The organism is Glutamicibacter sp. TV12E, from assembly GCF_052441935.1.
Lineage (GTDB): Bacteria > Actinomycetota > Actinomycetes > Actinomycetales > Micrococcaceae > Glutamicibacter.
Map to the genome: position 1 here is coordinate 2,912,008 of NZ_JBQVVF010000001.1, position 26,632 is coordinate 2,938,639.

A 26,632-nucleotide genomic window follows, 5' to 3' on the forward strand; every position below is an offset into this window, starting at 1 on the left:
GCTCCTGATGTCGTCGACTCTTAGCGGCGCAAAGCTCAAGAACATCACCGTCTCCGGATCTTCAATCAAGAACATCACCGAGACCTGCATTTCAGCGAGCCTGAAGGTGTCCATTAGCCAAGTCTCGACGATGAACTTCACGTTCAATGACACTTTGACGCTTGGATTGTTCCGGTCCAATTCGTTCAAGGCGGGTGCCACCATCAGGTATGGCGGGTGGTCTGTTGCCGTGACTCAGGTGAAGACCCAGGGAGGGGCGGCGGGCCCGCAGCTGCAGGTGACTGCGGAGTCGAGTTTTGTGCGCAAGCTCCGCCGGCAGACCGGCGCGAAGAACTGGGGCAACCAGGACGTTGCTGCTTGGGTGAAGAACCAGGCTCGGGCCGCTGGAATGAAGTACTGGGTCCAGCCTGGCCTCGGCAAACGGCAGATCATGCGGGAGAAGCCCGAAGGGAACAACCGCCCGTCAACTTGGGACGTGATGACGGAGCTGGCGCGCGAACTCGGAGTGTGGCTGTTCGAGTATGGCGACCGGCTGGTCTTCGCGCGCCCGACGTGGCTCATGGCGCGGCCCGGACGTTCGGTGTGGACCGTGGCATGGAATTCCTGGTCGGACTATTCGCCGTCCCTGGAAGGCATGCCGGTCTATGACGCGGGCGAAGACGGACGAAAGGACGAGAAGCTCAGCCTCAAGCTCATCTCGGCTAATGGGGATAGCGTCCGGCCCGGAGATGAACTCACTCTCAGCGGCAACGTTGGGGCCGCCGGCGGCCGGTGGATCGTGGTCTCCTGCGATTACCCGCTGACGGTTTCCCAGCCTGTCGGGGTGCAATGCGAACGTCCTGTGAACCCTGAGAAGCAAGCTCGCAGCGGATCGAAAAAGACCGCCTCGGCTAAGCGGAAAGAGGCCAAGGGCAAGTCGAAGACGAAGACGACGACGAAGCGGAAATACCGCAGCTCCGGTTCTGGCGGCAGCAACAGCTCGAATTCGAGCTTCACCGGGTCGCTGTGGTTCCGCAGGTGGGTGGCCAACAAGATCGGCGGGCGCTGGGGAGTGGAAGGATACGGTGTGCAGTGCGTTGGGCTGACCAAGCAGTACGCGCGCGACCTCTTCGGCATCTGGCCGCGCGGCAACGGGCGGGATTGGTACTACGGTGCGACGCAACGCCGGTACTTCACTCCGATCAGCAAGCACGCTAGTGCTCGTCCGGGCGACATTGCTTGCTGGGGTGCGCCTTACGGAAAAATCGGAGGACGCTACTACGGGCATGTGGCCATCGTGATTCGTGACAATGGTTCCACCGTCTATTGCATTACGCAGTCAGGGACTCGGCAGAAGGCTGCCTACTACGAGACGTTTAGCAAGAGCGGATTGCAAGGCTACTTGCGGCCCAAGGGCCAGACTGCGAGGAATCAGCTGAAATGACATGGATCTGGCTATTGGTCGCCTCCGTTTGCCAGGCGTGCGAGGTGACGGTGGACTCGACCGCGGATGCCCAGGTGCTCCGGAATGAATCAGAGGAATCGAGCAGCGCACAGTTGGCGGAAGTCATTTCTGCCTGCGCGGCGCCGTTGGAGGAATACGCGCCTGATACGGACGTGTCGATTCTGGCGGTGACGCGCCGGGATGGACGGAAAGTTCCGGTGGATGGGTTGTCCCAGGCCGGTTTGCTGGTTGTCGAGAGCACAGGAGAACTGGGATTCACTATTGGAAGGGGCATGGTGATCGTGATGCTTGATGGGGAGCTGGTATTGATCACCCGCCCGGATCCGGCCGCATACGTGGAGGCTTACCAGCTTCCAGGATTCAAGTACTGGAAGGCATGAGCATGACCGTTCAATCTGCGGGACAGATTTGGCGGGGCACCGTTTCCCGGGTGCTCGACGATGGCTCGGTGTGGGTTGTTGTTCCCAAGCTGCTGGGGGCAGCGCCGGTTGGCCCGATGCCCGTGCACGGGAATACGGAAGCCGGGGCGACAGTCTTGGTGGTTCTCCTCGGGGGGACACGCCAGAATATGGTGGCAATACCCGAGTCTGCCGATGCGAGTGCGGGGAGTGACCTGCTCAGCGTGGACCGCTCGGTGGGCACACGAGTTGCGCTATCTGATCCCGCGGGGAACATCTCGCTTCTATCGAGTACCGGGGTACGTGATATCAGGGCTCTGTGGGATGGCGGTATGGTGGGTGCCCCGTCGTACTCCACTGTGTGGCTGTATCGCGAGGGCAACAGCGTCACTCTGATGTTGAATCTGGCTAAGGACGGCGGCAACAGCTTGAAATATGCACTTCCGTCGGGATTCAAGCCATCCACAACTACGCTCATCTCCACGTCGGCGTTCATACGCTTGGATGCGCGAAGCGTTCTCGTGCAGATATCCAACGGAAACATCTACGGAGTCTATGACCAGGAGGCTCCGATGGATCAGTATTCGGATATCGTCGGTCAATGGACGTGGCACACTTCGGATCCTTGGCCTGCTTCGCTTCCAGGGGTGCCAGCCGTCCCGATGACGTAGGACTACTCTTGATGCGCTGGGAACGCAGTTCCCACACGGTAACCGAGCTGGTGGGCATTCTTGGCGCATGGCTATTGAAAACTCGTCACCACATGGGCTGGTGAAATATGGTGCCGGCACCGATCCTATTCCGGGACGAGCTGGCCACAACGCTATGGTCGACCTGCTGAATGCATTGCCCGGTTTTCGTAAGGGCCCTGTGGCGGATAGGCCGGCCCCGGCCAGTGGAATCCGATTCTGGTTTGATGACGTGACCAACCGGCTCTATCTGAATACGGGCACGGAATGGACCGAATACGCGCCGTTCGGTGGTGCAACACCCAAAGACGTTGCGGTCGGCGGCTCGAACTCCGAAGGAACATCTGTTCGGTCGGCTCGGGCAGACCACGTGCACAAGCTCGTGCTCGCTACCAGTGCTGTACCGGGAGCGCTGGCGGCAGCGGACAAAGCCAAGCTTGACGCCATCGGTCTCTCAGCAGTGCTGACCGGGACTGCTACGACTGCTGTTCCTGTAGCGAGTTCTTCGCAAGGCCAGTGGCCGAATAAGGCGACAGCCAGCCTAACGTTTCCGGTGAGCGCGTTTCCAACGATCCCGACCATCATTGCAACGGTGGACGGGCAGTCGAACCCAGGGTGGTTTTCCAGTGTCATCACTGAAACGGCAACCAGGTACGCTGCGACGCTGTCTGTGGCCACGTCGCGCACTGCCGCGTTGTCGCTTCGGTGGATGGCGTTCGTATGAGCAATGAGATGCTGGCTTTTCTAGGAGCAGTGATCGTGGGGCTGTTGGCGGCACTCGCAGGCGCACTAGGGCATTGGATGGGGCGGAAGAACGCTAAGGACCAGAACAAGATCCAGCTTGTCGCAGAGCTGAACGACACAGAACTCGAGAAGAAGAAGTTGGATTTTGAGGTTCTAAAAACCACCGTAGAGGCGTTGAGATCCGAAGTCGACCGGTTGACAGACAAGGTCAAGAAACTTGACTTAGTCACTTCCAAATACTGGCGTCTCGTCAACGTTGTTCGCGCCTGGGTGACGCGATACCACATCAGCGAGGACGAAATACCGCACGATATCCGGGAGGACCTGTGAGCGGCGCAATTCGATTCCCATTCCGCTTGGACCTGACCGGCAGCGTCTCCACTGCCGATTACGGCTCTGACCAAGAAGTCAACGATGCGATCGCCGCTGCCCTCTACACCCAGCAAGGCGAGCGTCCCCTTGCTGCCAGTTTCGGAATCACCGACCCAGCAGGCCTTGGCATAGACGAGGTGGCGATCCACTCCGACCTGGCAACGAACCTCGCCGAGATCGGATTCGATGACGTGACAATCTCAGACGTGCGGATCGAACCCGTCTCAGACGTGGTCGCCGCCGCCGTTGTCGAGTGGGAACGAGAGGAAGAGCCAATCCTTGGCGATGAGGAAGAGGATGAGGAAGTATGACGACAGAATTTTCAGAGCCCCAGGACATTCCTGAACTCGAGTCCCTGAACCTCTTGGAGTTCGGAGGTGAACAAGATCTGGTCTCTACTGCGATCCAGCACGCCCAAAATGCTTTGCCTGAGTGGACGCCGAGGGATTCCAGCACCGAAGTAGTCCTGCTGGAGTCCTTGGCGCTCATTCTCGGTGTTGAAGCGCTCGCCCTGCAATCTGTGGGGGAAGAAGTCACCGAACAACTCATGGGCCTGTATGGGGTCACGCGGCATGACGGGTTCAACACCGAGGGCCAGATCTGCTTCCAGGTCAATGGCACTGAACCGCTCACCGTCATTCCCGCGGGCACCCGTGTGCGCTACGAGATTGAGGAGACGGACGAGACTGTCGATTTCCTTACCACGGAGGACGCGACGATCGTCACCGCCGAAACACTGTTCGGATACGCCGCTATTGAAGCGGAAGATTCTGGTATCGAAGGCAACGGCATCCCAGTCGGCACGGTGCTTGAACTGGTGGACACGAACATCCTCGTGGACGAAGTGACGATTTCGCAGGCCACCTACGGGGGCGAGAGCGAAGAATCCGACGAATCATTCCGCTCCCGTGCGTCTGCAGCGCTGTCACGCATGAGCAATTCTCTGGTGATTCCCGACAATTTCACTGCAGCGATGCTCATGGACCCACGCGTCGGAAGAGCCATGACCTTGGACATCTATAACCCGTCTGGGACGCCGAAAACTCCGGCGCCCGGCCATGTGACGGTAGCCGTGGCCGACCAGTTCGGCGAACCGCTCAACGCGGAAGTCCTCGCAGACCTCCAAGAAGTGATCAACCGGCAAGCCCTGGCCTCGCTGCAGGTGCATCTCATCGCTCCGACTTACACGCCAGTGAACATCGCGGTAACCGTGAAACGTTCTCTGAACTCAACGGTGGAGGAGGCCAAAGCAGCGGTTATCAGTGCGCTGACCGAGTGGCTCAGCCCAGCCACGTGGGAATGGGTCTCCAAGGTGGACAAGAACCAGATCACCGCCCGTGTCATCGGCCTGCCTGAAATCACGGCACTGGATTCCACTCCTGCTGATATCGCGCTCACAGGAGACGCACCCTTGGCCCGCGCCGGCACCATCACAGTGACGGTGAGCAACTGATGCGCGACTATCCCGCAAACGTCGACCCATGGACCATCGGCTGGTTCGAAACATTGCCCGCGCAATATCAGGTTCTCGATGAACAGCAGCGCAACCCGATCCTGCCGAAATGGGAGGGGGCAATTCCCGAACCGTTCCTGTTCACACCTGAATCGGGATGGACAGTTCTCGAATACGAGGACGGATACCGTTTCTATAACCGCACCGACATATTTGCGCAGCCAGGGCGCAAGTATTTCTTGCAAATCTGGTACAAGAAGCCCGCCATTGCGGGCGAGAACCAGCTAGGAATCTACCTGTCACCGCGCAATGGCGGTACAAGCCCGAGTTTCATTCGCGAAATCGACAACATCGTGTCCGACGGGTATGTCGAGTATGAGTTCTACCCGCCCAAAGACGGCATGGTGCAACTGGCCTGCATCAGCAAGTCACTCGCCGCCCAACCCACGACCGGCATGCTACCAACGCCATACGCTATCAGCATCGGCCCGAGCCGCTACCTGCTGGAACACCTTCCTGGCGGGGGCGCTCCACGCGCAACAAACTATCCGATGCTGAAGTTCATGGATGGCGTCGGGCGCATCGCGGGGGAGTACCGGCAAGTGTCCGACGACCTTTGGGCCGGGAAGTACACGAACCCGGACACAGTGCCAGATCATGCGCTTCGATGGCTGGGGCAGATGACGGGCTTCAACGCCCTGTCCCTGAATTCGGATAGATTCACGCTTCGGACATTCCTCAAGGAAATGCTCCAGGGGAAGCGGCGCGCGTTGGGGAGCCGGCAGCATTTGTTCGATATGATCACCAGCCTGCAAATGCCGGACAAGAGGCAGGGGCGCATCTCGATACAACCTCATCCTTCAGACCCTTGGACTATCCGCATTTACGTCGCGAAAGAGGACTTCCCCGGGCAGGATCTTGCTTGGCTTGGTCGAAAGCTCAGGGAGACCAGGATGCTGCCTGCCGGGCATGTCCTTGAAATCATGGATGGACTGCCGACCTGGGACCAGTGGGAAGCCGCTGTAGGAGCAACATGGGATGACCTTGAATCGAAGGCCACGAAATGGTCTGAGATGGATGTGCTGGGGAGAACGTTCGAGTAGTCCCTCCCACAAGCAGCACCGGAAAAATAGCACCCTCCTAGTGGAATCCAACCACAAAGGAGGGTGCTTTTCATGAGTGCCGAGAACGACAACGAACTGGACTGGGACCGCGACCAGCACGGCGGAATGGCCGACCATGCAACCGACGACGAGCCCGTGACCCTGTGCGCTGGCGAAGGCGACGAAGAGGGCGATGACTGATGCCCCGCATAACTAACCTCGTCAAGAAGCTCCAAGCGCGCGGCCTCAAAGTCGAATATGTGAAGGGCTGGTCCACACGTGGTTCGAGCAGCTTCACCCCCAAGGGCGTAACTTGCCACTGGACCGCAGGTCCACGCGGTACAGAAGGTCGTCCCTCGCTGAACGTTGTCACCCACGGGCGGCCAGGTTTGCCCGGCCCTCTGTGCAACGTCTACCTCGACCGCCGCGGTGTCGCTGTGGTTGTCGCTGCAGGTCGCGCAAACCACGGTGGCCGCGGTGTCTGGAAGTCCGGCTCAGGCAACAGCGACTTCTTCGGGATCGAGGCGGAAGCCGCGGACGGGAACGACTGGACTGAAGCTCAGCGCGAAGCCTATCCAAAGCTCTGCGCCGGACTGCTTGATGCTATCGACGAGTCCAACGCCAGTTGGGTGTGCGGCCACTCCGAGTATGCGCTGCCAAAGGGACGCAAGATCGACATCAACGGCTATCCAATGTCGAGCATGCGTGCACAGGTGCAGGCGATCATCAACGGCCAGAAGCCGGCAAAGCCCAAGCCTAAGCCGAAGCCATCGCGGCCGGAAGCGAAGCCTGCTGCGCTGGTGCAGTCCAAGAAGAATCCTCCCAACGGCAGCACCACTTTCCCGAAGGACTTCGAAGATCTGGCGATCAACAAGAAGCCAGACGCGCTGACCATCGGTGCGCTGCAGATCCTGCTTCATGCCACCGGGCGCCGGGACAACCAGCGATGGGACGGTAAGTTAGCCGGCCGCACTGTCGCTGACACTATGCGCATGCTCCGCGCACAGGGTTACTACAAGGTCACGCCGTTCACGGCAAAGGGCGTCCGCAAGGGCACTCCACTGAAGGTCGACCGCAAGGCCGGCTTCTGGTTCTACGTCGAGCTGCAGCGTTTCCTGGCTGATGCCCTGGGCAAGCGGGGCAAGAAGTTCTACCGCGGCAAGATCGACGGAATCTTCAAGGACATGAGCTGGGAAAGCTTCGAGCTCTGGATCAACACTCAGAACGGACGATAATCATGAAAGAAGCAGCATTCACCCTCTGGGCGTCGACCGTCCGCACCATCGTGCCGATTGTTGTCGGCGCGGTGCTTGGATGGTTCACCGCCGTGAACGTCACGGTGGATCCGGAATTTGAAAAGGCTCTGGCCGCGTTGCTCACGCTCTTGCTGACCACGGTCTTTTACGTGCTCGTGCGGCTCGTTGAAACGTACGTCAGCCCAAAGTTCGGCTGGCTGCTAGGTTATGCGAAGTCGCCTGACTCTTATTCCAAGGCGAGCCCGGCAGCATCTACCAAAGCAGCCGGCGGTTCCTTCCCTGGCTACGACGGGCATACCCGCAAGAAGTAGAAAATCGTGCCGAGGGAAGGCGGCCTCGTGACCTCCCAACGCTGGGCCCCGGCAGACCGGACAATGCCGGGGTCTGGCATATGCGTAGACCGCCCCACCCTCGAATGAGGGCGGGGCGGTTCTTTGTGTTAAATCGCGGTTTCCTGTGGCATCGGTTGACTGCGCTGGAATCCTCGCAAAACGTCATGGGGGTCAGGGTGCCGGTCGCATGTGCTGATGGCGTGGGCTATGGCGCTGTGCTTCCATCCCTTGACCCGGAACGTTCGAGCAAATGTGCTGTTGACGGTGCGGTAAAAGTCGAGGATGGTCTGTCGTGGCGATTCCGTCTGCACTACCGCAAGATTCTTGTTGGGCAGCGAAACGTAGATGAACAGCAGCTCGTCGGTGGTGGGCTCAATGAATGCGACCAAAGCAGTGTCGTTCTGAGTTGCGACAAGACCCATGACATGGGTGAGAAATTCTTGTGGCTGCGAGATAACAATTGGCATTCCCTCTTCCCAGGAATGCTCTCGTAGAAAGCGTCGTCCGCTTCTAGTTCCGATGAATTCTGAAACTCTCGTGGCCGTGTTTGATCGTGCGTAGCGTCCTGGCATTGTTTCCTACATTTCTTGCTCGGTGAATGGGCAATTTCTGCGAGTAGGTATGAGGCCAAGGTGGAGTTGATCGCTTGCCCTCGTCCGCGTGTGGCCAATGCTGCCCCTAGTGACGCGAACTTCCACCATATATATTCGTCGGGTGGTTGTCGAGAGGTGCACCGATCTTTTGATCGATGCGAATGAAAATATGGTGTTGTCGGTAGGATGTGTGCGTGAAGTTCGTTCCTGACCCACAGCTCGTTCGGTCCTACGATCTGTACGCCCGCCCTTTTTTGGAGGTGCAGGTAGACGGGGGCACTGTGGCCGGCACGGCAGTTGCCTGGTGCGGCGACATGGTGCAGGTGAAGTACCCGCTGATCACATACAAGAGCGGATCCCCCCAGCACTGGTTCACGTCCTGGGTCTCCATAAGGCGGTGCCGAAGAATCCGGAGCGTGGACGCGCCTTACCACTTGGAGTTCGTCTCCCCAGAATGGCAGCGCGAGCAGGACGCGGCGATCGACTATAGGCCAGTCGACGCAGCCTGGACCCTGCAGGCGACCGACGTTCTTTACGACCGTGTGCGCAGCATGAAGCGACCCAGGCGATTCGAGGAGCGCGACGGACTCGGCTAGAATTCTCCACGTGGAAGTACTCATAACCTACGAGCTAAATGGCGAAAATGGCACCACGTCAGCCGTCGACGCGGACTACGAGACTGCACGTGACAAAGCGTTCGACCTCGTGCCTGAAGGTGCCCAGCGGCTCAACATCAGAGTCGACCGCGACGTATAAGAAAGCCCCGAACCGAGAGCGGTTCGGGGCTATCTGGGCTAGCTATAAATTCGAGCGTCTCTGACCTCAACAACCTCGCCATCGTCGGTAACGTGGACATTGCACTGATACAGAACTTCGCTGCTCTTCCACGGCGCTAAACCAGCGGGAATTGTCCCGCGAACTTGCCAGACTCTATCCGCGGCACCCGTGGGACCTACTAGGTCGGAAGCATCCACAACAACTTCCTCGGTAGAAGACTCACCGTCCCAAGTTCTTATTCCGTTGCCCGGGGCCTTCTCTGAGATGTTTTGATTGCAGGCAATACGTGCTTCATCTTTGCCCGCCTCTGGATCGCTCTTTGAACAACCGGTGAGAACTATGAGAGCTACGGCGCTGACGGCGAGAATCTTCTTCATTTTTCCTCCGTAGGAATTCCGTATTAGATATTTCATGGTGTGGCGATTTCATTCAGTCTACTGTCAGGAAGCGCCAGTTTAGCTCTCTATAAAGCGTCAGCTGCTTTCAAGTCGGCATCGTTTGTGAGGTGCCCGTAGACGTCGACGGTCGTGCTGATCGACGAGTGCCCGAGCCGCTTGGAAATAACCGGCAGTGGCACTTTGGCTGCAATTAGCCACGAAACGTGCGTATGCCGAAGATCGTGCAGCCGCGGTTCGGCGAGAAGCTGCTCGGTTAATTCTGGCGCATTTGCGGCCTCAATCGCTGGGCGCCAGTAGCGGGCATAGAAAATCCCACTGGATAGCCGTCCACCGTTCGGGTGCTGGAACACGAGGTCACGGGACTTGAGCGGACGGAGATGCTCGTCGAGCAGAGGCGTCATAGACAAGGGGAGTGTCACCTGGCGGACGCCGGCCACGGTCTTAGGGGAGCCGAGAACGAATCCGTGCGGCGTCCGTTTCCATGACTTGTTCACGTCGATCACATAGTGCCCGGTAGGCTGGCGTGCAAAGTCAACCTTATCGAGCGCAGTGGCTTCACCGAAGCGCATGCCCGAGTTGACGAGAGTTCGCAAGAAGACCTCATATCCAGGGTCGAAATGGTCACAAAAAATCTCGAATTGCTCTCTTGTGAGAAAGGTCGCACCGCGGTACTTCAAGGAAGCCTTCGGCGAGCTGATTCCCCGTGCCGGGTTTTCCTCCATGAGGTTCCGCTCTATGGCCCAGTTGAACACAGTGGAGAGGAACGCGTGGACGTTCTTCTTGGACTTGGGAGCGAGCTTCAGCTGCTCGAACCAGCGCACCAGATCCTTGCGTTCAATCGTCCCGGATTTTCTTGGGCCAATAGTTGGTGCAATGTGCCGAGTGAGCATGACCTCGTAGGTGTGCTTGGTGCCGGGCTCGATGCCGGTTTTCTCGTCCAGGTACATGGTCACGAGCTTGGTGACCGTTGGAGTCTGGGATTGTATGTCCTGCATTGCTTTGTTTGCGAGCGTGAATGATTGGCCGTTCGCGTCGAGCAGGCGCTTGATGAGTTCCGCTTCGGTGTCCGAGTCGGTGGTGAAGCTGGTTTGCTTCTTGGTTTCAGCTTCGCGCCAGATGACTTTGAATGCAGTGGTGCCGTCGGCGCGCTGGATATGGCGGATGGAGGCCATGGTGTTCGGGTGTCCTTTTCAGTTATCGACTGCTTGGTGAGAGCAGGTAAAGGGGTGGTTATTCCCTGGTTCCGTGTCAACGCTTGTCAACATTTTTGCTGTTGGCGTCAACATGGGTATGAAAAAACCCCGGTTTCCCGGGGTTCAATCTGTGCCCAAGGTGGGACTCGAACCCACACATCTTTCGATACCGCATTTTGAGTGCGGCGCGTCTACCGATTCCGCCACTTGGGCTGGCACTTTGACTACTTTACTAGAGGTTTTCCAGAATTCCTAATCAGGATCCTCGCGTCTTCGCCTGAACCAGAGTACATGCAAGTAGGCTTGTATGTGAAACCGAGGCAACGTGGCTTCGCTATCGGAAACCATCTATTTGCTGTCCCTCGCACGGACAGGATTTTTGACCATGGAGGAAGACGCCAATGAGCGAACTACCCGAAATCACCCGAATTCCATCCGAGGTGCAGTCCACCCCACGTCGTGTTCTCGTTGCCGAGGATGAAACCCTGATCCGCCTGGATATTGTCGAAATCCTGCGATCCGAAGGCTATGAGGTTGTCGCCGAGGCCGATAACGGGCAAGCTGCTTTGGACAAGGCCCGCGAGCTCAAGCCGGATCTGGTGCTCATGGACGTGAAGATGCCGGTGATGGATGGCATTACCGCCGCCGAGGCGATCGTCAAGGAGCGCATTGCCCCGGTGGTGCTGCTGACCGCGTTCAGCCAGAAGGAACTGGTAGAGCGGGCCCGCGAAGCCGGCGCCATGGCCTACGTGGTGAAGCCTTTCACCCCGGGCGATTTGACTCCGGCCATCGAGATCGCCATCTCGCGAAATGATGAGCTGCGTGCCCTGGAAGAAGAAGTCAGCAACCTGGCTGAGCAGTTCGAAACCCGCAAGCTGGTTGATCGTGCCAAGAGCCTGTTGATCACGAAGATGGGGCTGACCGAGCCAGAAGCGTTCCGCTGGATCCAGAAGACCTCCATGGACCGCCGTCTGAGCATGCGACAGGTAGCCGAAACCGTGGTCGATCAGGTCAAGTAAGCAACAACGGCTCGTTCCGCTGCTGAAGATGTGCGTCATGACACCCTATGTTTTGACGCACATTTTCCATGTCACCCCAGTGTGGCGCAGCGGTCACAAGGCTGCAGGCCCTGCTGTGATGTTCAAAGTTAATCCAAATTTTGCCAGATGCTGGTTGACGGCCTGGATTGACGAACAGCCCAGTACGCCTAAGATTGAAACTGCGCTTGGAACCAAGTCCTGCACGACACTGATTTTCGCAGGGGATCTTAATTCGAAGCCCGCACACTTTCCCTTGCCGTTCGACCCTTCAGGCTGGTACTAAATGGATTTGACGCTAATCGTCGTCCTGGTCATCGCCTTGGCGTTGTTTTTCGACTTCACCAACGGTTTTCATGACACGGCCAATGCGATGGCCACCCCGATCGCAACCGGTGCAATTTCCCCCAAGAAGGCAGTTGCCCTCGCCGCAATTTTGAACCTCGTCGGCGCTTTCCTCTCCACCGAGGTAGCAAAGACCATCTCTGGCGGCATCATCAACGAAGACCCCACCACCGGCGTGGCCATCGGCCCGGCCATGATCTTCGCGGGCCTGATGGGGGCGGTGATCTGGAATCTTCTGACCTGGCTGCTGGGCCTGCCATCGAGCTCCTCCCACGCACTGTTCGGAGGCCTGGTCGGTGCAGCTATTGTCGGTGCCGGTCTCGCCTCAGTGAACTATGGCGTGCTGCTCTCCAAGGTCTTGCTCCCGGCCATTTGCGCGCCGATTATCGCTGGCGTCTCCGCCTACCTATGCACCAAGCTGGCCTACGCCATCACCAAGCGGCAAAGCGGCGCCTCGCCTAAGCGCGGCGGCTTCCGCTACGGACAGATTTTCTCCTCCTCGCTGGTGGCGCTCTCGCACGGTACCAACGATGCGCAGAAGACCATGGGCATCATCACCCTGACCCTTGTAGCCTCGGGGCTGCAGGAATCCGACTCCGGCGTGCACCTGTGGGTAGTGGCCGCTTGTGCTTTTGCGATCGCCCTGGGTACCTACACCGGTGGCTGGCGCATCATCCAGACCATGGGTTCGGGCCTGACCGATGTAAAACCGGCACAGGGTTTCGCCGCGGAGGTTTCCACCGCTTCAGCCATCTTGGCTTCCTCGCACCTGGGCTTCGCATTGTCGACCACCCAGGTGGCTTCCGGCTCTGTCATCGGTTCCGGATTGGGCCGCAAGGGCGGCGAGGTTCGCTGGGGGACTGCCGGGCGCATTGCCCTTGGCTGGCTCTTCACCTTGCCGGCTGCAGCGATCGTCGGCGGTCTGGCCGCATGGATAACCCATCTGGGCACCCCGGGCGTGGTGATCGTCGCGATCCTGGGCTTGGCGGCAATGCTGACCATCTGGTTCGTGTCCCGCAAGCAGCCTCACGGTGCCGAGACGACCATGTCCGACATTGACAACTCCGGCGCAGCGGTGAACATCTTGACCAAGAAGCAGCGCCGTGCCAAGGCCAAAGCGGAAGCGCAGCAGGCCAAGCTTGCTGCAGTGCAGAAGGAAGCTGATAACTCATGATCGATTGGGCCTCCTTTGGGATCGTTGCCATTGTCACGTGGATTTCGGCAATGCTGATCGTCGCCGCATATTCGTTCGGGGTGCGCCTTTTGGCCGTGGCCAAGGACGAAGGGCGCAGCACGAGCCTGAGCAAGAGCGCAGCGTACGCCTGCTTCACTGTTGCCGGCCTGATCGTCGCCTTCGGCGTCGTGCTGATCGTGCCGCAGCTGAGCGAAGCCATTCTGGGTTTCTCCTCAAGCCACTAGCGCAGAAACCGGTCGTCCGCCTTTGGGCGTTTGGCTGGTAAAAACAACTTGATATTGCCTTCAACGGAGGCACCCCTAGACTGGAGCCATGACAAGCTTCAAGTACTACGTGGGTGCCTCCGTTGATGGTTTTATCGCAGATGGCAGCAAAGATGCGCATTGGTTCACCACGTTCGCCCAGCAACCGGGTGTGAAAAAGCATTTTGACCAGTTCTTCGAAAGCGTCGGCGCGGTCGTGATTGGCGGGAAAACCTACGCCGATATCGCCCGCGAAGTCGCCGAAGGCCGGATGGAGTGGAAGTTCGGGAATAAGCCTGTCTGGGTCTTCACCCACCACGAACTGCCGACACTTCCCGGTACCGATCTGACCTTCATTCGCGGCGAATTCGGCTTCTGGAGCCGGGATATTGCGCGCAGCGCTGGCGCCGGTGACGTGTGGATCGTCGGCGGGGCGGATGTGGCCGGCGGTTTCGTCGAAGCGAAAATTCTCGATGAACTGATCGTGGTGACCGTGCCGGTGGTGCTCGGGGAAGGGACCAGCATTTTCGGGCGCGGCATAAGCACCCAGCTCTCGTCGCTGAGCGTCACGGATCTGGGTGGCGACATCTTCCTGTCCCGCTACTCGGTCGACTAGCGGCCTCGCTGGCTCGGCAATTAGCGGTCGAGCGGCAAGAGCATGTTGGTGATGCGCGCCGTGGCGATCCGCTGGCCCGCATCGTTGCTGATGATAATTTCATGGCATGTGCTGCGCGCGCCCAAATGCACCGGCATGCACTGGGCCGTGACCATCCCGGAGCGCCCCGCCTTGTGATGCGTGATGTTCAGATCAACGCCCACTGGCTGCGAGGTTCCTGCCCCATGCAGCGCCGCGGCCATCGAACCGAGCGTTTCCGCCAGTGCTGCCGAAGCCCCTCCGTGCAGGATCCCGTACACCTGGGTGTTTCCAGCCACCGGCATGGTGGCGCTCAGCCTTTGAGGGCTGAATTCGGTGAAGACAATCTGCAGCTTCTCAACGAGTTCGCCGACGCCATTGTGGGCGAGATAGGGCCAGATGGATTCCGGAACGCCGTGCCGGGCCAGCTGGTCGGCGAAGGGATGTGCCGAAGATTGCGTGGGTTGAGGAGTGAAATTCTCGTTCATGGCCACTAGGCTTTCAGGTGTGAGCGAAACTACCAAACTGACACCCTCGTCGGACAACAGACTGCTGATTATTGACGGACATTCCATGGCGTTCCGCGCGTTTTATGCGTTGCCCGCGGAGAATTTCGCAACAAGCACCGGACAGCACACCAACGCGGTGCACGGATTCGTGTCGATGCTGCTTACGATGATCCGGCAGCAGAAGCCTACGCACGTTGCCGTGGCCTTCGACTTGGATACCCCGACTTTCCGCTCGTTGGAGTACACCGAATACAAGGGTGGCCGGAATAAAACCCCCGAAGAGTTCTACGGGCAGATAGACCTCATCCAGGAAGTGATGAAGGCGATGAATATTCCGTCGATCACCCTGGAAAGCTTCGAAGCTGACGACATCCTTGCCACGCTGGCTACCAAGGGCGAAAATGCCGGATTCGATGTGCTGGTGGTGTCCGGAGACCGAGACGCCTTCCAGCTGATCACCGAAAAGACCCTGGTGCTCTACCCGAAGAAGGGCATCAGCGACATTCCGCCGATGGACGCTGCGGCCGTGGAAGCGAAATATTTCGTTCGCCCCGAACGCTACTCGGACCTTGCCGCGCTGGTTGGCGAAACCGCAGACAACCTGCCCGGCGTGCCGGGGGTTGGCCCGAAGACGGCAGCTAAATGGATCAACCAGTATGGTGATCTGGCCGGCATCCTGGAGAACATTGATGCGATCAAGGGCAAGGTGGGCGAGTCGCTGCGCGAGCACGTGGACAACGTGACGCGCAACCGCCGCCTGAACCAGCTCAAGCACGATCTTGATCTTCCAGTGACCCTCGAAGAGATGGAACTGGTGGCGCCGAACCGCGAAGAGATCGAGAACCTGTTCGACGCGCTGGAATTCAATACCCTGCGCAAGCGGCTTTTTGACCTCTTTGCTGCCCAGGAAGAAGAGGTCGCGCCGGAGGTTGCGGCCTTCACCAGGGTGGTCACCGACAATGCCGAGGGCCTGCGTGGCTTCATCGACGCCGGCAAGGGTGCACCAATCGCCCTGCAGCCGGCGGTGGTTGATGGGGAAGCAGTGGGTCTTGCGCTCTACCGCGGTGACCAGGCCGCCTGGCTGGACTTGGCTCAGCTGGATGAAGCCGCAGAGGGCGTGCTGGCGCAGTTCCTGGCCGATGAGAACGCTCCAAAGATCTTCCACGATGCCAAAGCGGCCATGCACCTGCTGATCGAACGCGGTTTGGAAGTTGCGGGCATCCGGGACGACACGCTGATTAGCGCCTACCTGATCCAGCCTGATCGCCGAAGCCACGACCTGGTTGATGTGGTGCAGTACCACCTGAAGTACGCGGTGCCGGTGCATGAAGCGAAAAAGGGCGAACTGGACCTGGGGCTCACCTCGGATCTTGCCGAACCGGCCCTGGCCCAGGCGCAGGCTATTCATGACCTCTCCGCCTATCTGGCCACCAAGCTGGCCGAAAAGCACGCGGATGTGCTGGCGGCGCAAATGGAGCTGCCGCTGATTCCGGTGCTCTTCGAGATGGAACGCGCCGGCGTGGCAGTGGACGTGGACCGGCTGAATGAGTTGCGCGCGCATTTCACCACCCAGGTGGATCAGGCGACCAACGATGCGTTCGCCGCGATCGGCCATGAGGTGAATCTTTCAAGCCCCAAGCAGCTGCAGGTCGTATTGTTCGAGGAACTGGATCTGCCGCGCACCAAGAAGATCAAGACCGGCTTCACCACTGACGCCGAGTCGCTGCAAGATCTCCTGGTCAAAACCGGGCACCCCTTCCTGGTGGCGCTGATGGCATACCGCGACGCGATCAAGCTGCGCCAAACCGTCGACGGCTTGCTCAAGGCAACCCACAGCGACGGCCGCATCCACACGACCTATGCGCAGACCGTGGCGGCCACCGGCCGGCTTTCGAGCCTGAACCCGAACCTGCAGAACATCCCGGTGCGTTCGGAAGAGGGCCGGCGGATCCGCGACGTGTTCATGGTGGGAGAGGGCTACGAGAGCCTGCTGACCGTTGACTATTCGCAGATTGAAATGCGCATCATGGCGCACCTGTCCGAGGACGAGGGCCTGATCGAGGCCTACCAGAACGGCGAGGACCTGCACCGCTATGTCGGTTCACGCGTGTTCAACGTGGCGCCGGAAGAAGTCACCTCGGAAATGCGTTCCAAGGTGAAGGCGATGAGCTATGGCTTGGCCTATGGCCTGAGCAGCTTTGGCCTGTCAAAGCAGCTGAAGATCGGTGTTGACGAAGCCCGCAAGCTGATGAAGGACTACTTCGACCGCTTCGGCGCCGTGCGCACCTACCTGCGCTCGGTGGTGGACCAGGCCCGCAAGGACGGCTACACCGAGACGATCTTCGGACGCCGCCGCTACCTGCCGGAGCTGAACAGCTCGGATCGCCGGCTTCGCGATATTGCCGAGCGTGCCGCATTGAACGCCCCGATCCAGGGCTCTGCGGCGGATCTGGTCAAAGTGGCCATGCTCAAGATTGCCGAGGGGCTGGCTGCAGGACAATTCAAGTCGCGGATGCTGTTGCAGGTCCATGACGAATTGATTCTGGAAGTTGCCGCCGGTGAACTGGAGCAGGTGCAGGAATTGGTAACCCGCGAAATGGGTCAAGCCGCGGACCTGTTGGTTCCACTGGATGTCCAGCCGGGCATCGGCCGGACCTGGCACGACGCAGCGCACTAGGCACAGCAATCGGCAAGGGCAGGAGCATCGAGAGGTGATCCTGCCCTTGCCGCATGATCACGCGGGTTCGACGAAAGAAAAGAACATGGAGCACTACACGCGCCGTCGGGTGCTGAAAGCCGGCAGCCTGGGCCTGGGGGCGCTAGCGACCGGGCTGATCGCCGGTTGCAGCGCAGGCGATCCGGTGGGCCGAGCCGGTTCAGCGGCAGCGTCGGCGCCGGCCGGCCCCGTGCCCGATGCGGCTGCGTCGCCTCTGGCTTCGGCCAGCCCCCAAGCGGTGTACCTGAGCCGGAGCCAGGCCGTGGCGAAGTTCGAAGGCGTTCCGGCGGGCCAGTTCGGTCTGGACATCCCAGGCATCGAGCTTCGATTGCCTCGGGCCGATGGCGCCGCGGCGTTGACCTTCGATGCCTGTGGGGGACCGAAGGGCTCCGGGGTGGATGAAGCGCTGCTGGACGTATTGCGTGCCAGGAAGGTGCCCGCGACATTGTTCGTCAACCAACGCTGGGCTCGCGCCAATGCGCGTCTGCTGGCTGAGCTGGTCGACGAGAAGTTGTTCGAGATCGCCAACCACGGAACCAGCCATGCCCCGCTGGCCACCTTGGGGCAGTCAGCCTACGGTATCGGCGGCACGGGTTCGATTGGCCAGGCCTACGACGAGGTGATGGGAAACCAGCGGTACCTGGCCGACCAGTTCGGAATCGTCGCGAAATTCTTCCGTTCCGGTACCGCGCACATGGACGAAGCCGGTGCGGTGATGTGCCGGGAGCTGGGCGTGGTTCCAATGAATTTCACCGTCAATCTGGATGCCGGAGCGACCTTCGGTGCGCAGACTGTGGCCGCTCAGGTCCGCCAGTTGAGTGCCGGGGACGTAGGCATCGGGCACTTCAACCAGCCGGCTTCAGGCACGGCCGAAGGCATGGCGCTCGGGCTGGGGCCGGCCCTGGAGTCCGGACTCCGCTTCATCACCCTCTCCGAAGCCTGGTGATTGGGCCCCTTGCGCAGCGCGGAGCTGCCCATAGACTGTGAGCAGACGATTCCCCTGCCAAGGAGCATGATGAGACCAGAGCGCGAGCCGAAACTGGAAACCCGGACGTACCAGGCCACCGAACGCAGCCCGGAAAACGACGAAGCGATCAAGCTCTTCCACCAGGCCACGGGTATCGGCTTCTATGAGCCGCTGCCGGAAGAGAAGCAGTGGTCGAACTACTTGGACTTGACCTATGCGCAAAAGATGCGCTTTTCACTGGTGTTCGACACCGCTGCGGAACCGCACTCGCGACATGCCGCCGACCCGGTGCACACCTATGGGGCGTTCCCGGGGCTGATCAACGCCGGGGGCAAGGCGCCCGTTCCAACGCACAAGATTTCTGCCGTCACGGTCGCTCCGAGCTATCGGCGGCGCGGCATCCTGTCGAAGCAGATCACCGCCGACCTCGCCTACGCCCAGCAGGCAGGATTCCCGATGGCGGCGTTGACCGCGTCGGAGGCGACCATTTACGGGCGGTTCGGCTTCGAGCCGGCCACTTACCAAACCCGGTTCACGCTCAAGTGCGCCCAGGGGCTCAAGCTGCGCGCGCAGGTGCCCGGCCAGGTGATCGATGTCGATCCGAAGCAGTTCGGGGCCCAGTATGCGGCCTTGTCAGTGAATGCGCTGCAGCAGACCTTCGGCTCCGTGGACAGCACCGAGTACGATGACGGCTTCGCCTTGGGACGCTGGGACACCTGGGAAAGCCTAGGCAAGCCGAAGAACCTGCGCTTTGCCGCCTACTACGACGGCGACGGCCAGCTCGGCGGCTTCGCCACGTACAAGTTCGGCGGATGGGATGAGCCCAAGGCAAAACTGGTCGTGCAAAAGCTGGTAGCTACGAGCGAGGCAGCCCGCATCAAGCTCTTCGAGTACCTGGGCAACCATGACCTGGTGGAGGAAGTGCACGGCCAAGGCCCGGTGGCGGATCCGCTGCGCCATGTGCTGGAAAACGTTCGCGACTACCACGTGCGTTCCATAGACGATGTCTTGTGGCTGCGCGTTCTCGACGTTGCTGCCGCCTTCGAAGCGCGCGGCTACCAGTATGAGGCGCAGCTGGTGTTGAGCGTGAGCGATCGGCTGGAGATGATTTCCGGAAGCTACCTCTTCGACGTGTCCGATTCCCATGCCGCGGTCAGCCGAATCGAAGAAGGGCATGCTCCAGCCGGCCTGCCCCGGGTGTCCCTGTCGGAGCGCGAACTTGCGGGGCTGTACCTGGGGTCCGTGCAATTGGGGCAATTGCTGGATTCGGGCCGCGCCGTTCTGGAAAACGGGGGACAGCCGGGGAACTGGATGCACTTATTCAACGCGCCCCACGAGGGATTCACGCCGCACGGCTTCTAGCGGCAGGGCCGCATCAACCGCCCGTTATGACGAAGTTCACAAAATGCTGACGTGGATGTTAGTGGGTTACGCTTTGACCCGCACTCTGGTATACGCGTAGACTTGTACAGCGTGCCATGGCGCTAGTTGTGGCCGCAAGCAAGTTTTACCCGCTCGAAATTCCGGGACTTCCGGGGTTTCGACTGATCAAATCTATCCACATCGGAGTCCCTACTACATGACCATCACCTCGAACGAGAACAACAGCGCACCAGTCGTCGCAATCAACGACATTGGATCTGCTGAGGACTTCTTGGCCGCAGTCGACGCCACCATCAAGTACTTCAACGATGGTGACCTCGTCGAAGGCACCGTCGTCAAGGTTGACCACGACGAAGTTCTGCTCGACATCGGTTACAAGACCGAAGGTGTCATTCCTTCCCGCGAGCTTTCCATCAAGCACGACGTTGACCCAGGTGAAGTTGTCACCGTTGGCGACAGCGTTGAAGCCTTGGTTCTGACCAAGGAAGACAAGGAAGGCCGCCTGATCCTGTCCAAGAAGCGTGCTCAGTACGAGCGTGCTTGGGGCGACATCGAAAAGATCAAGGAAGAGGACGGCGTCGTTACCGGTACCGTCATCGAGGTTGTCAAGGGTGGCCTCATCCTGGACATCGGCCTGCGTGGCTTCCTGCCAGCATCGCTGGTCGAGATGCGCCGTGTGCGCGATCTGGCTCCATACATCGGCCAGGAAATCGAAGCCAAGATCATCGAGCTGGACAAGAACCGCAACAACGTTGTGCTTTCCCGCCGTGCATGGCTCGAGCAGACCCAGTCCGAGGTTCGCTCGACCTTCCTCAACAAGCTGGAAAAGGGCCAGGTTCGTCCGGGCGTTGTTTCCTCCATCGTCAACTTCGGTGCATTCGTGGACCTGGGCGGCGTAGACGGCCTGGTACACGTTTCCGAGCTGTCTTGGAAGCACATCGACCACCCATCCGAGGTTGTCGAAGTTGGCCAGGAAGTCACCGTCGAGGTTCTCGAAGTCGATCTGGACCGCGAGCGCGTTTCCCTGTCGCTGAAGGCTACCCAGGAAGATCCTTGGCAGACCTTCGCCCGCACCCACGCACTGGGTCAGGTTGTACCGGGCAAGGTTACCAAGCTGGTTCCATTCGGTGCGTTCGTACGCGTCGAAGACGGCATCGAAGGCCTGGTTCACATCTCCGAGCTGGCAGTGCGCCACGTTGAGCTGGCTGAGCAGGTTGTCTCCGTTGGCGACGAGCTGTTCGTCAAGGTCATCGACATCGACCTGGAGCGCCGCCGCATCTCGCTGTCGCTCAAGCAGGCTAACGAAGGTGTTGACCCAGAGGGCACCGAGTTCGACCCAGCACTCTACGGCATGGCTGCAGAGTACGACGAGGCCGGCAACTACAAGTACCCAGAGGGCTTCGACCCAGAGTCGAACGAATGGCTCGAGGGCTTCGACACCCAGCGCGCTGCATGGGAAGCACAGTACGCTGCTGCCCAGGAGCGTTGGGAAGCGCACAAGAAGCAGGTTGCAGCCGCAATCGTAGCTGACGCAGAAGCAGAGCCTGCTGCTGCAGGCAGCTCCGAGCCGGCTCCAGCTTCGTACTCTTCGGAGGCTCCAGCCACCGATGCAGGTACCCTGGCTTCCGACGAAGCTCTTGCTGCACTGCGCGAGAAGCTGACCGGCAACTAATTTCGGCTTTTGCCTTGTGCAGGAAACGTAATTAGCTTGAGCTGATGCGCGAAGGTCCAACCCGAAAGGGTTGGGCCTTCGTGCTTTAACCCCGCGGCCTTGGGTTTTCCGCGATTTGGTCGTCACCAATTCTGCTGATGCCGCCGGTTCAGGAATAGCCCACAAGGAGGACTCGCGCTAAAACCTGCCACCGATAGACTAAAACGGCACCAATGAGGTCCATTAGCAGGCGGTGGTCAGGTACACATGGAGACTGAAAAGAGCGGACCCGGCAGTACTACGTTGAGTCCGAAGGCAAGCAAGCAGATTGCCCTGAAGCAGGTAACCCGCGAAGAGTGGGCGGCCGTGCCCCGGACCATTCCCAATTTCTGGGTCGCTGCCGGCGCATGGATCCCCATGGGGATTATCTTGTTTGTCTTCCACGATCAGCTCAGTGCGCTCGCCCTGGTGGCCGACGGGCTGTGGGACCTGGTGTCCCTGTCCACGATCGCCTTTTCAATTGCGCTGATTTTCGGCAGCGGCAGACAGGCACCATGGTTGGGGGTCGGGATCACGGGCATCATCTATTGCTTCCAGCCGCACCACAGCGCAATTCAAACCTTCATGATGGTTGCGCTGGGATATTACGGGTTGCTGTCGGTCCTCGTGGCTGCCAGCGACGCGCGATTCAAGAGCCTGCTGAGAAGCTGGCGAAGGGAGGCGACCGGCAGCCTCACCTTGGCTTCGGCCGAGCGCCGATGCTTTGGCGTCACCAAATACATGTCGCCTGTTGCTTGGAATCTGGCCTTGGGGGCACTTGCGTATCCGGCGGTGCGACTTGCGTGGGAATATTTCAGCACCGAGACCAGGTCGCTATCCGACCTCGACGCCGGGTTCCGTTTTGACCTGCTGGCTGCAATGACTCTTCTAGCCGTCTGCTTCCTGCTCAGCATTCTGCGCTGGATTGGCAGCCGGTCCGTTGGGATTTTCGCGCTAGAAATACCTGTCGATGCGCAAATCGGTCCCACCCCGTTGCGCGTGTTGGGACAGGCGATCCTGATCGAACAAGAAACTTGGAAATGCAGCTGCCGAGACTCTGAGAAAAACGAGAGCAAAAAACCATTTGTGGACCCCCGGTTCATTTTTGTCTCCGACTTCTGCCAGGTGCACGGCATTGAGGCTGTCAATAAGCTCAGCCATTCCGAATTCTTGCAAATAGCCCAGCAGCCATGGGTCTATGGCAGGAACCTCACCGGCAAGATTCTCGACGGGACCCGGCAACGCATGAACATTGTGGGACTCACCGGCTGGGGTTCGCGCCCGGTGTCGGTGCGATCGCCATGGTTGTACGGCGGCGGAGAACAGGCCAGCGACTACTATGCACCGCTTGCTGCGCGTGAACCGCTGAACCGCTCAAAGCGCGTTCTGAAAGTCATCGATCCGGCCGACAACACGCTTGCCGCCGAGTCCCTCCAGGAGAATACCCGAGAAGAAATGGACCGGATAAGTCTGCGATCGGTGGGTATTGAAGCGGAAGCAGTGCGCGTTCAGGGGGCGCGCCCCTTCCTTGCCTGAGCGAGAAAGCCATCGAGGTGCCTCGACCGCATTGCGGGTTCAAGGCAGCCCCGGCCCGGCTAGGCAGTCCCTATCAAGTGGTAGCGATTGCGCACAGGAGCCTGCGTCGGATCCATAAAACTTGGCAGAATGACTTTGGGGACTCCATCATCGGGGATGACTTTGATCAATCCGGCATGCACGTCGTGGTGATGCCCATCGCAGAGCATGGCACTCCAATAGACCGAGGTGACACCACCCTCGGACCAGAACCAGATGTGGTGGATATTGCACCGCTCAGGATCCATGGTGCATCCCGGGACGATACAGCCTCGATCGCGCACCGCTACGCCAAGCCGCATATAGCCTGGATGCTTGCGCTGGCTGCGGCCGATATCCAATATTTCACCCTTGCCGCCCAAAACCATGGGAATGATTCTTGCTTTGGCCAGAGTTTGCCGCAGGTCCGTGGCGCTGAGCTTAAAGCCATGGGCCGTCATTCCATGGGTTTCTGCTCGGCCTTCCAGCTCTGCAAGCGTCAACATGACCACCACCCGGGGGTTGATCACGGGCAAATCCAGATTCGCAGCATCCGGTGGGGAAGAGCCCGGATCCGCCGCCCGATTCAGGGTTGCATCGAGCAGGCGCTTTAGACGCTTGGCGTTGAGTTCAAGCAACAGCATCATGGCATTGAGCCGGCGAGCGGCCGGAGCGATCGGCGGTGCTTCCGGTGCTTCGGCGGTTGCGGCTTCCTCATCGGTGACAAAATCCGGATGGTCGCCAGAGGCCTTTTCGGCATCGCCCTGCTCGTCGGTGAACGCTTCACGAGCTGTCTGGCCAGCACCGGAGCGAGGGTTATCGGCTTGGGCGAGCCCGGATTCGAAGAGATCGGCCCGGATTGGGCGCAGCCCCAGCTCGTACCAGATCAAGCCACGGCGCAAGCCCCTTCGGAAGATTCCTTCCTGGGCTTCGGGTTGGTCTTCCGACTGTTGATCGCGTGCCGTTTTGAGGACCAGATTGATCGCCTTGCGACGGGTTCCAGCATCCGGTTCATCCATTTCCGCATCCAGCACGGATTCCAGCAGTCGGCCATGGTCATCGCGCACGGTGAAGGTTGTCGGAGGGGCGAACTCGTCTCGTTCCGGTTCCAGGGTGCCCAGCCGGCGGGCCACAGATAGTGCCTCCGCTGGAGGACGGGAGCTATCACGAAAACGCTGGGCCAGCAGGGGGAACTGTGCAGGATAGCGCTGATGCTGGTAATCGAACTGGGCAAGAACATGATGGGCGCTGGCCATGCGCCGCCGTGCCTCGAAATGCCCCAGGTCCACCCATGAGGCGAGCAAGTCGGTGCAGTTGGGGAAGGGCGGGCGCTGGCCGGTGCGCTGCGCGGGGCGGGTGAAATCGACAGTTCCTGCCCGCACGGCGTCCAGTTCGCCTTCGGCGACGGTGCTGGCCGCCGTGGATTCGATGAGATGAGCCGCGTAAATCTGGGCGCGCAGCGCCTGCTGGGCGGCAAGTTCGGCACAGGTGGCCAGCGCCAGCGCAAAGCGCGGATCCTGCTGGTAGGCGGATTGGGGTTCCGGCCCTGCCTCAGAATCCGGGGCGAGGCGCTGGTGCAGGGCCGGGATGAGCGTGGCGATGCCCAGGGCATCTTCGGCGGTGAGGCACGAGGAGTCCTTGATCGCTCGGGTGAGGCTGGCAATTGCCTGGCCAACGGTTTCGCTCATGGGCCAAGAATGCGCTGCAGGTGCCGCGGCGCAACGCAAAAAGCGCGAGCTGTGGAAAAGCTTCAGGACCCCTTGATGGAGGAGGTAACCGTGAAGGTCTTGTCGCGTGCCAATTGCGCCGTGGGACCGATGCGGCGGGCTAATTCGCTGCGGTAGCGCAAATGCGAATTGAATACGCAAAGCAAGACGCCGCCGGGTGCCAGGACGCGGGCCGCATCGTCGATGAGCTTGAAGGCGATGTCGGCGGTCACCGTGTTGCCGATATGGAAGGGCGGATTGAGCGTGATGAGCGTGGCCGAGTTCGCCGGCAGGCGGCTGAGCGCGTCATCCTGGGTCGCGGTCATGCGGTCTGATAGCCCGTTGCGGGCAGCGGCGGCCAAGGTTGAGGCAACCGCGGAGGCCGAATGGTCGGAAGCGATAACCTGCAAGCGGGGGTGGGTGAGTGCCGCATAGACGCCGATGGAGCCATTTCCGCAGGCCAGATCCACGAGGGCGGCATGCGCCGAAAGATCGGGCAGGTGCTCCAAAAGCAGTCGGGTGCCTGGATCCAAGCGGGCCGCGCCGAAGGTGCCCGCCCCGGCATGCAAGGTGAAATCGGTTCCGTTCACATGGTGGGTGGCGGTGGCGGGGAAACTGCTGGCTGGTTGCTCGGGCAGGGGATCGCTGGCGATCAGCACACGGGACTTTTGCCGTGCCAGGGAGACATCCACCCGGGCGAATCGGTCGGCGAGCACCTGGTTCATCGACCGGCTCATGTGCTTGATGCGGCCACCGGCAAATAACCGGGCCTCGGGCGCGGCGACGGCGGCGAGGGCTGCGGCCTGTTCGTCCAGGACATCCAGGCCGCGAGGCAGGGCGAGGAGAATGGTGCCGGCCTGTTCGGCGACCTGGGCCAGCGGGTAGAAGCGGAGCAGATCGGCGGCGTCGGGAAGCAGTTGGCGGATATTGGCCTCGATGGCACGGCGGGCGGTCAGCGAGTCGGTGTGCACGCGCACCGACGTGCTGCCCAGGGCCAGCGCCCCCGCGGCAAGCGCACCGTAGTGGTCGCCGACGATGGCCATGGTGGAGGGCCAGCCGGTGTTCGCCAAGTCGCGGGCTGCGGTGTCCAAGATGAGCCTGTCGGCGGCGTCGGCGGCGAAAAGGTTCGGCGCCTGGACATCTGGCCAGCGGCCCAGCTGGCTGAGCAGGGCTTCAAGATCGGCGGCAGGGCCGGGAGAGGTAGTCAAATCAGATCAACCCATCGGGTAGTTGCGGTGCCCAGTTCTCCGGCCCCGGCGGTCAGTGCGGCGACGTGGATGCGCAATTCTTCGGCGGCTTCGGGGGTGTCGGGAATGCCGATGTGCACCAGTGCGGCTTCTGCTTCCCAGTGCGTGGGCTCGATCTGGTAGCCGGCGGCGCGCAGTTCGTTCTCATAGCGTGCAGCTGAAGCGTGGGATGCCGGCAGGGTGAAAATCCGCAGGCGCTGGCGGCGCAGCAGGCCTGCGTGGTCAAGGCCCGAGGAGACCGCTTCCGAATAGGCGCGCACCAGCCCGCCGGCCCCTAGCTTGATCCCGCCAAAGTAGCGGACAACTACCGCCAGCGTGTCCGAGAGATGGCTTTGATCGGGCAGATCACGTTTGGCCAGGGCATCAAGCATCGGGATGCCGGCGGTGCCCGAGGGTTCCCCGTCGTCGTTGGAGCGCTGGGTCATGCGATCGGGGCCAAGGATGAAGGCGGTGCAATGGTGCCGCGCATCAAAGTGGGTTTTGCGCAGGCCGGCGATGCGGTTGCGGGCCTCGGCTTCGGTTTCTACCCGGTAGAGATAGGTGATGAAGCGCGAGCGCTTGATTTCCAGCTCGTGCACGCTGTCGCCGCGCAGCGTGGTGTAGCTGGTCGCGGCCGATTCGTTGGTGTTCATCGCTAATAGTTTATAGGGTGGAA

29 protein-coding genes and 1 tRNA gene are annotated in these 26,632 nt (G+C 60.3%); 22 read left to right on the plus strand and 8 right to left on the minus strand.

Annotation, left to right across the window (positions count from 1 at the left end; genetic code table 11):
• Positions 1 to 7 precede the first annotated feature (7 nt).
• From ACT7DV_RS13890 to ACT7DV_RS13940, 11 genes are all read left to right on the plus strand, one after another.
• A complete protein-coding gene (locus tag ACT7DV_RS13890; RefSeq protein WP_444663411.1) occupies positions 8 to 1,423 on the plus strand; it encodes a CHAP domain-containing protein in 1,416 nt (471 codons plus the stop codon).
• Complete coding sequence (locus tag ACT7DV_RS13895; protein WP_444663413.1) at positions 1,420 to 1,824, plus strand: hypothetical protein; 405 nt, start codon at positions 1,420 to 1,422, stop codon at positions 1,822 to 1,824. Before ACT7DV_RS13890 ends, ACT7DV_RS13895 begins: the two co-directional genes overlap by 4 nt.
• A gap of 2 nt (positions 1,825 to 1,826) precedes the next feature.
• Positions 1,827 to 2,513 (plus strand): hypothetical protein, encoded by a 687-nt coding sequence (locus ACT7DV_RS13900; protein WP_444663415.1) that lies wholly within the window; start codon positions 1,827 to 1,829, stop codon positions 2,511 to 2,513.
• Between the two features lie 67 nt (positions 2,514 to 2,580).
• Positions 2,581 to 3,255 (plus strand): hypothetical protein, encoded by a 675-nt coding sequence (locus tag ACT7DV_RS13905; RefSeq protein ID WP_444663417.1) that lies wholly within the window; start codon positions 2,581 to 2,583, stop codon positions 3,253 to 3,255.
• Complete coding sequence (locus ACT7DV_RS13910; protein ID WP_444663419.1) at positions 3,252 to 3,605, plus strand: hypothetical protein; 354 nt, start codon at positions 3,252 to 3,254, stop codon at positions 3,603 to 3,605. The genes ACT7DV_RS13905 and ACT7DV_RS13910 overlap by 4 nt, the downstream gene beginning before the upstream one ends.
• Positions 3,602 to 3,958 (plus strand): hypothetical protein, encoded by a 357-nt coding sequence (locus tag ACT7DV_RS13915; RefSeq protein ID WP_444663421.1) that lies wholly within the window; start codon positions 3,602 to 3,604, stop codon positions 3,956 to 3,958. Before ACT7DV_RS13910 ends, ACT7DV_RS13915 begins: the two co-directional genes overlap by 4 nt.
• On the plus strand, positions 3,955 to 5,100 hold the full coding sequence (locus ACT7DV_RS13920) for a baseplate J/gp47 family protein (RefSeq protein ID WP_444663423.1): 1,146 nt from the start codon (positions 3,955 to 3,957) through the stop codon (positions 5,098 to 5,100). The genes ACT7DV_RS13915 and ACT7DV_RS13920 overlap by 4 nt, the downstream gene beginning before the upstream one ends.
• Positions 5,100 to 6,203 (plus strand): hypothetical protein, encoded by a 1,104-nt coding sequence (locus ACT7DV_RS13925; RefSeq protein WP_444663424.1) that lies wholly within the window; start codon positions 5,100 to 5,102, stop codon positions 6,201 to 6,203. Before ACT7DV_RS13920 ends, ACT7DV_RS13925 begins: the two co-directional genes overlap by 1 nt.
• A gap of 72 nt (positions 6,204 to 6,275) precedes the next feature.
• Positions 6,276 to 6,404, plus strand: a complete 129-nt coding sequence (locus ACT7DV_RS13930) for a hypothetical protein (protein ID WP_444663426.1) — start codon at positions 6,276 to 6,278, stop codon at positions 6,402 to 6,404.
• Positions 6,404 to 7,438, plus strand: a complete 1,035-nt coding sequence (locus tag ACT7DV_RS13935; protein ID WP_444663428.1) for a peptidoglycan recognition protein family protein — start codon at positions 6,404 to 6,406, stop codon at positions 7,436 to 7,438. The genes ACT7DV_RS13930 and ACT7DV_RS13935 overlap by 1 nt, the downstream gene beginning before the upstream one ends.
• Positions 7,439 to 7,440: 2 nt before the next feature.
• A complete protein-coding gene (locus ACT7DV_RS13940; protein ID WP_444663430.1) occupies positions 7,441 to 7,770 on the plus strand; it encodes a hypothetical protein in 330 nt (109 codons plus the stop codon).
• A 128-nt stretch (positions 7,771 to 7,898) separates the two neighbouring features.
• On the opposite strand, the gene ACT7DV_RS13945 is transcribed toward ACT7DV_RS13940, so the two are convergent.
• Positions 7,899 to 8,258, minus strand: coding sequence for a hypothetical protein (locus tag ACT7DV_RS13945; protein ID WP_444663431.1), 360 nt, complete (start codon positions 8,256 to 8,258; stop codon positions 7,899 to 7,901).
• A gap of 320 nt (positions 8,259 to 8,578) precedes the next feature.
• Between ACT7DV_RS13945 and ACT7DV_RS13950 the strand changes: the two genes are divergently transcribed.
• Together ACT7DV_RS13950 and ACT7DV_RS13955 are read left to right on the plus strand one after the other, a co-directional pair.
• Positions 8,579 to 8,980 carry a hypothetical protein gene (locus ACT7DV_RS13950; RefSeq protein WP_444663433.1) on the plus strand — a complete coding sequence of 134 codons (402 nt, stop codon included), beginning with the start codon at positions 8,579 to 8,581 and terminating at the stop codon, positions 8,978 to 8,980.
• Between the two features lie 10 nt (positions 8,981 to 8,990).
• A complete protein-coding gene (locus ACT7DV_RS13955) occupies positions 8,991 to 9,140 on the plus strand; it encodes a hypothetical protein (RefSeq protein WP_444663435.1) in 150 nt (49 codons plus the stop codon).
• A gap of 38 nt (positions 9,141 to 9,178) precedes the next feature.
• Here ACT7DV_RS13955 and ACT7DV_RS13960 read toward each other — a convergent pair whose 3' ends face one another.
• From ACT7DV_RS13960 to ACT7DV_RS13970, 3 genes are all read right to left on the minus strand, one after another.
• The gene (locus ACT7DV_RS13960; protein ID WP_444663437.1) at positions 9,179 to 9,538 is read right to left on the minus strand and encodes a hypothetical protein; all 360 of its coding nucleotides are present in this window, start codon (positions 9,536 to 9,538) and stop codon (positions 9,179 to 9,181) included.
• Between the two features lie 86 nt (positions 9,539 to 9,624).
• Positions 9,625 to 10,731 carry a tyrosine-type recombinase/integrase gene (locus ACT7DV_RS13965; RefSeq protein ID WP_444663438.1) on the minus strand — a complete coding sequence of 369 codons (1,107 nt, stop codon included), beginning with the start codon at positions 10,729 to 10,731 and terminating at the stop codon, positions 9,625 to 9,627.
• A 152-nt stretch (positions 10,732 to 10,883) separates the two neighbouring features.
• A tRNA-Leu gene (locus tag ACT7DV_RS13970) sits at positions 10,884 to 10,965 on the minus strand.
• 188 nt (positions 10,966 to 11,153) lie between these two features.
• On the opposite strand from ACT7DV_RS13970, the gene ACT7DV_RS13975 reads away from it, so the two are divergent.
• From ACT7DV_RS13975 to ACT7DV_RS13990, 4 genes are all read left to right on the plus strand, one after another.
• A complete protein-coding gene (locus tag ACT7DV_RS13975) occupies positions 11,154 to 11,771 on the plus strand; it encodes an ANTAR domain-containing response regulator (protein ID WP_060701880.1) in 618 nt (205 codons plus the stop codon).
• Positions 11,772 to 12,075: 304 nt separating this feature from the next.
• Positions 12,076 to 13,308, plus strand: coding sequence for an inorganic phosphate transporter (locus tag ACT7DV_RS13980; protein WP_060701879.1), 1,233 nt, complete (start codon positions 12,076 to 12,078; stop codon positions 13,306 to 13,308).
• On the plus strand, positions 13,305 to 13,553 hold the full coding sequence (locus ACT7DV_RS13985) for a hypothetical protein (protein ID WP_444663440.1): 249 nt from the start codon (positions 13,305 to 13,307) through the stop codon (positions 13,551 to 13,553). The genes ACT7DV_RS13980 and ACT7DV_RS13985 overlap by 4 nt, the downstream gene beginning before the upstream one ends.
• An 88-nt stretch (positions 13,554 to 13,641) precedes the next feature.
• Entirely contained in the window at positions 13,642 to 14,187 is a 546-nt protein-coding gene (locus ACT7DV_RS13990) for a dihydrofolate reductase family protein (protein ID WP_444663442.1), read from the plus strand.
• A gap of 20 nt (positions 14,188 to 14,207) precedes the next feature.
• Here ACT7DV_RS13990 and ACT7DV_RS13995 read toward each other — a convergent pair whose 3' ends face one another.
• Positions 14,208 to 14,693 (minus strand): hotdog fold thioesterase, encoded by a 486-nt coding sequence (locus tag ACT7DV_RS13995; RefSeq protein ID WP_444663443.1) that lies wholly within the window; start codon positions 14,691 to 14,693, stop codon positions 14,208 to 14,210.
• Between the two features lie 85 nt (positions 14,694 to 14,778).
• On the opposite strand from ACT7DV_RS13995, the gene polA reads away from it, so the two are divergent.
• From polA to ACT7DV_RS14020, 5 genes are all read left to right on the plus strand, one after another.
• Positions 14,779 to 17,391, plus strand: a complete 2,613-nt coding sequence (gene polA / locus ACT7DV_RS14000; protein WP_444664858.1) for a DNA polymerase I — start codon at positions 14,779 to 14,781, stop codon at positions 17,389 to 17,391.
• A gap of 85 nt (positions 17,392 to 17,476) precedes the next feature.
• Complete coding sequence (locus ACT7DV_RS14005) at positions 17,477 to 18,376, plus strand: polysaccharide deacetylase family protein (protein ID WP_444663445.1); 900 nt, start codon at positions 17,477 to 17,479, stop codon at positions 18,374 to 18,376.
• A 66-nt stretch (positions 18,377 to 18,442) separates the two neighbouring features.
• On the plus strand, positions 18,443 to 19,759 hold the full coding sequence (locus tag ACT7DV_RS14010; RefSeq protein WP_444663447.1) for a GNAT family N-acetyltransferase: 1,317 nt from the start codon (positions 18,443 to 18,445) through the stop codon (positions 19,757 to 19,759).
• Between the two features lie 217 nt (positions 19,760 to 19,976).
• Positions 19,977 to 21,452, plus strand: a complete 1,476-nt coding sequence (gene rpsA, locus ACT7DV_RS14015; RefSeq protein WP_058254564.1) for a 30S ribosomal protein S1 — start codon at positions 19,977 to 19,979, stop codon at positions 21,450 to 21,452.
• A 246-nt stretch (positions 21,453 to 21,698) separates the two neighbouring features.
• Complete coding sequence (locus ACT7DV_RS14020) at positions 21,699 to 23,006, plus strand: hypothetical protein (RefSeq protein ID WP_444663449.1); 1,308 nt, start codon at positions 21,699 to 21,701, stop codon at positions 23,004 to 23,006.
• Between the two features lie 59 nt (positions 23,007 to 23,065).
• On the opposite strand, the gene ACT7DV_RS14025 is transcribed toward ACT7DV_RS14020, so the two are convergent.
• The 3 genes from ACT7DV_RS14025 to ACT7DV_RS14035 form a co-directional block, all read right to left on the minus strand.
• Positions 23,066 to 24,712 (minus strand): HNH endonuclease signature motif containing protein, encoded by a 1,647-nt coding sequence (locus ACT7DV_RS14025; protein ID WP_444663450.1) that lies wholly within the window; start codon positions 24,710 to 24,712, stop codon positions 23,066 to 23,068.
• 62 nt (positions 24,713 to 24,774) lie between these two features.
• On the minus strand, positions 24,775 to 25,938 hold the full coding sequence (locus tag ACT7DV_RS14030) for a class I SAM-dependent methyltransferase (protein ID WP_444663452.1): 1,164 nt from the start codon (positions 25,936 to 25,938) through the stop codon (positions 24,775 to 24,777).
• A complete protein-coding gene (locus ACT7DV_RS14035; RefSeq protein WP_444663454.1) occupies positions 25,935 to 26,609 on the minus strand; it encodes a YigZ family protein in 675 nt (224 codons plus the stop codon). The genes ACT7DV_RS14030 and ACT7DV_RS14035 overlap by 4 nt, the downstream gene beginning before the upstream one ends.
• Positions 26,610 to 26,632 lie beyond the last annotated feature (23 nt).

Excerpts from the sequence above, each read along its gene's own strand:
- ACT7DV_RS13980 (WP_060701879.1), top strand. The coding sequence starts at position 12,076 with ATGGATTTGACGCTAATCGTCGTCCTGGTCATCGCCTTGGCGTTGTTT.
- ACT7DV_RS13985 (WP_444663440.1), top strand. The coding sequence starts at position 13,305 with ATGATCGATTGGGCCTCCTTTGGGATCGTTGCCATTGTCACGTGGATT.
- ACT7DV_RS13925 (WP_444663424.1), top strand. The coding sequence starts at position 5,100 with ATGCGCGACTATCCCGCAAACGTCGACCCATGGACCATCGGCTGGTTC.
- ACT7DV_RS13910 (WP_444663419.1), top strand. The coding sequence starts at position 3,252 with ATGAGCAATGAGATGCTGGCTTTTCTAGGAGCAGTGATCGTGGGGCTG.
- ACT7DV_RS13960 (WP_444663437.1), bottom strand. The coding sequence starts at position 9,538 with ATGAAGAAGATTCTCGCCGTCAGCGCCGTAGCTCTCATAGTTCTCACC.
- ACT7DV_RS13990 (WP_444663442.1), top strand. The coding sequence starts at position 13,642 with ATGACAAGCTTCAAGTACTACGTGGGTGCCTCCGTTGATGGTTTTATC.
- ACT7DV_RS13895 (WP_444663413.1), top strand. The coding sequence starts at position 1,420 with ATGACATGGATCTGGCTATTGGTCGCCTCCGTTTGCCAGGCGTGCGAG.
- ACT7DV_RS13995 (WP_444663443.1), bottom strand. The coding sequence starts at position 14,693 with ATGAACGAGAATTTCACTCCTCAACCCACGCAATCTTCGGCACATCCC.
- ACT7DV_RS13900 (WP_444663415.1), top strand. The coding sequence starts at position 1,827 with ATGACCGTTCAATCTGCGGGACAGATTTGGCGGGGCACCGTTTCCCGG.
- ACT7DV_RS13930 (WP_444663426.1), top strand. The coding sequence starts at position 6,276 with ATGAGTGCCGAGAACGACAACGAACTGGACTGGGACCGCGACCAGCAC.
- ACT7DV_RS13920 (WP_444663423.1), top strand. The coding sequence starts at position 3,955 with ATGACGACAGAATTTTCAGAGCCCCAGGACATTCCTGAACTCGAGTCC.
- ACT7DV_RS13935 (WP_444663428.1), top strand. The coding sequence starts at position 6,404 with ATGCCCCGCATAACTAACCTCGTCAAGAAGCTCCAAGCGCGCGGCCTC.
- ACT7DV_RS13940 (WP_444663430.1), top strand. The coding sequence starts at position 7,441 with ATGAAAGAAGCAGCATTCACCCTCTGGGCGTCGACCGTCCGCACCATC.
- ACT7DV_RS13945 (WP_444663431.1), bottom strand. The coding sequence starts at position 8,258 with ATGCCAATTGTTATCTCGCAGCCACAAGAATTTCTCACCCATGTCATG.
- ACT7DV_RS14035 (WP_444663454.1), bottom strand. The coding sequence starts at position 26,609 with ATGAACACCAACGAATCGGCCGCGACCAGCTACACCACGCTGCGCGGC.
- ACT7DV_RS14025 (WP_444663450.1), bottom strand. The coding sequence starts at position 24,712 with ATGAGCGAAACCGTTGGCCAGGCAATTGCCAGCCTCACCCGAGCGATC.
- rpsA (WP_058254564.1), top strand. The coding sequence starts at position 19,977 with ATGACCATCACCTCGAACGAGAACAACAGCGCACCAGTCGTCGCAATC.
- ACT7DV_RS14005 (WP_444663445.1), top strand. The coding sequence starts at position 17,477 with ATGGAGCACTACACGCGCCGTCGGGTGCTGAAAGCCGGCAGCCTGGGC.
- ACT7DV_RS14020 (WP_444663449.1), top strand. The coding sequence starts at position 21,699 with ATGGAGACTGAAAAGAGCGGACCCGGCAGTACTACGTTGAGTCCGAAG.
- ACT7DV_RS13975 (WP_060701880.1), top strand. The coding sequence starts at position 11,154 with ATGAGCGAACTACCCGAAATCACCCGAATTCCATCCGAGGTGCAGTCC.
- ACT7DV_RS14010 (WP_444663447.1), top strand. The coding sequence starts at position 18,443 with ATGATGAGACCAGAGCGCGAGCCGAAACTGGAAACCCGGACGTACCAG.
- polA (WP_444664858.1), top strand. The coding sequence starts at position 14,779 with ATGGCGTTCCGCGCGTTTTATGCGTTGCCCGCGGAGAATTTCGCAACA.
- ACT7DV_RS13890 (WP_444663411.1), top strand. The coding sequence starts at position 8 with ATGTCGTCGACTCTTAGCGGCGCAAAGCTCAAGAACATCACCGTCTCC.
- ACT7DV_RS13965 (WP_444663438.1), bottom strand. The coding sequence starts at position 10,731 with ATGGCCTCCATCCGCCATATCCAGCGCGCCGACGGCACCACTGCATTC.
- ACT7DV_RS13905 (WP_444663417.1), top strand. The coding sequence starts at position 2,581 with ATGGCTATTGAAAACTCGTCACCACATGGGCTGGTGAAATATGGTGCC.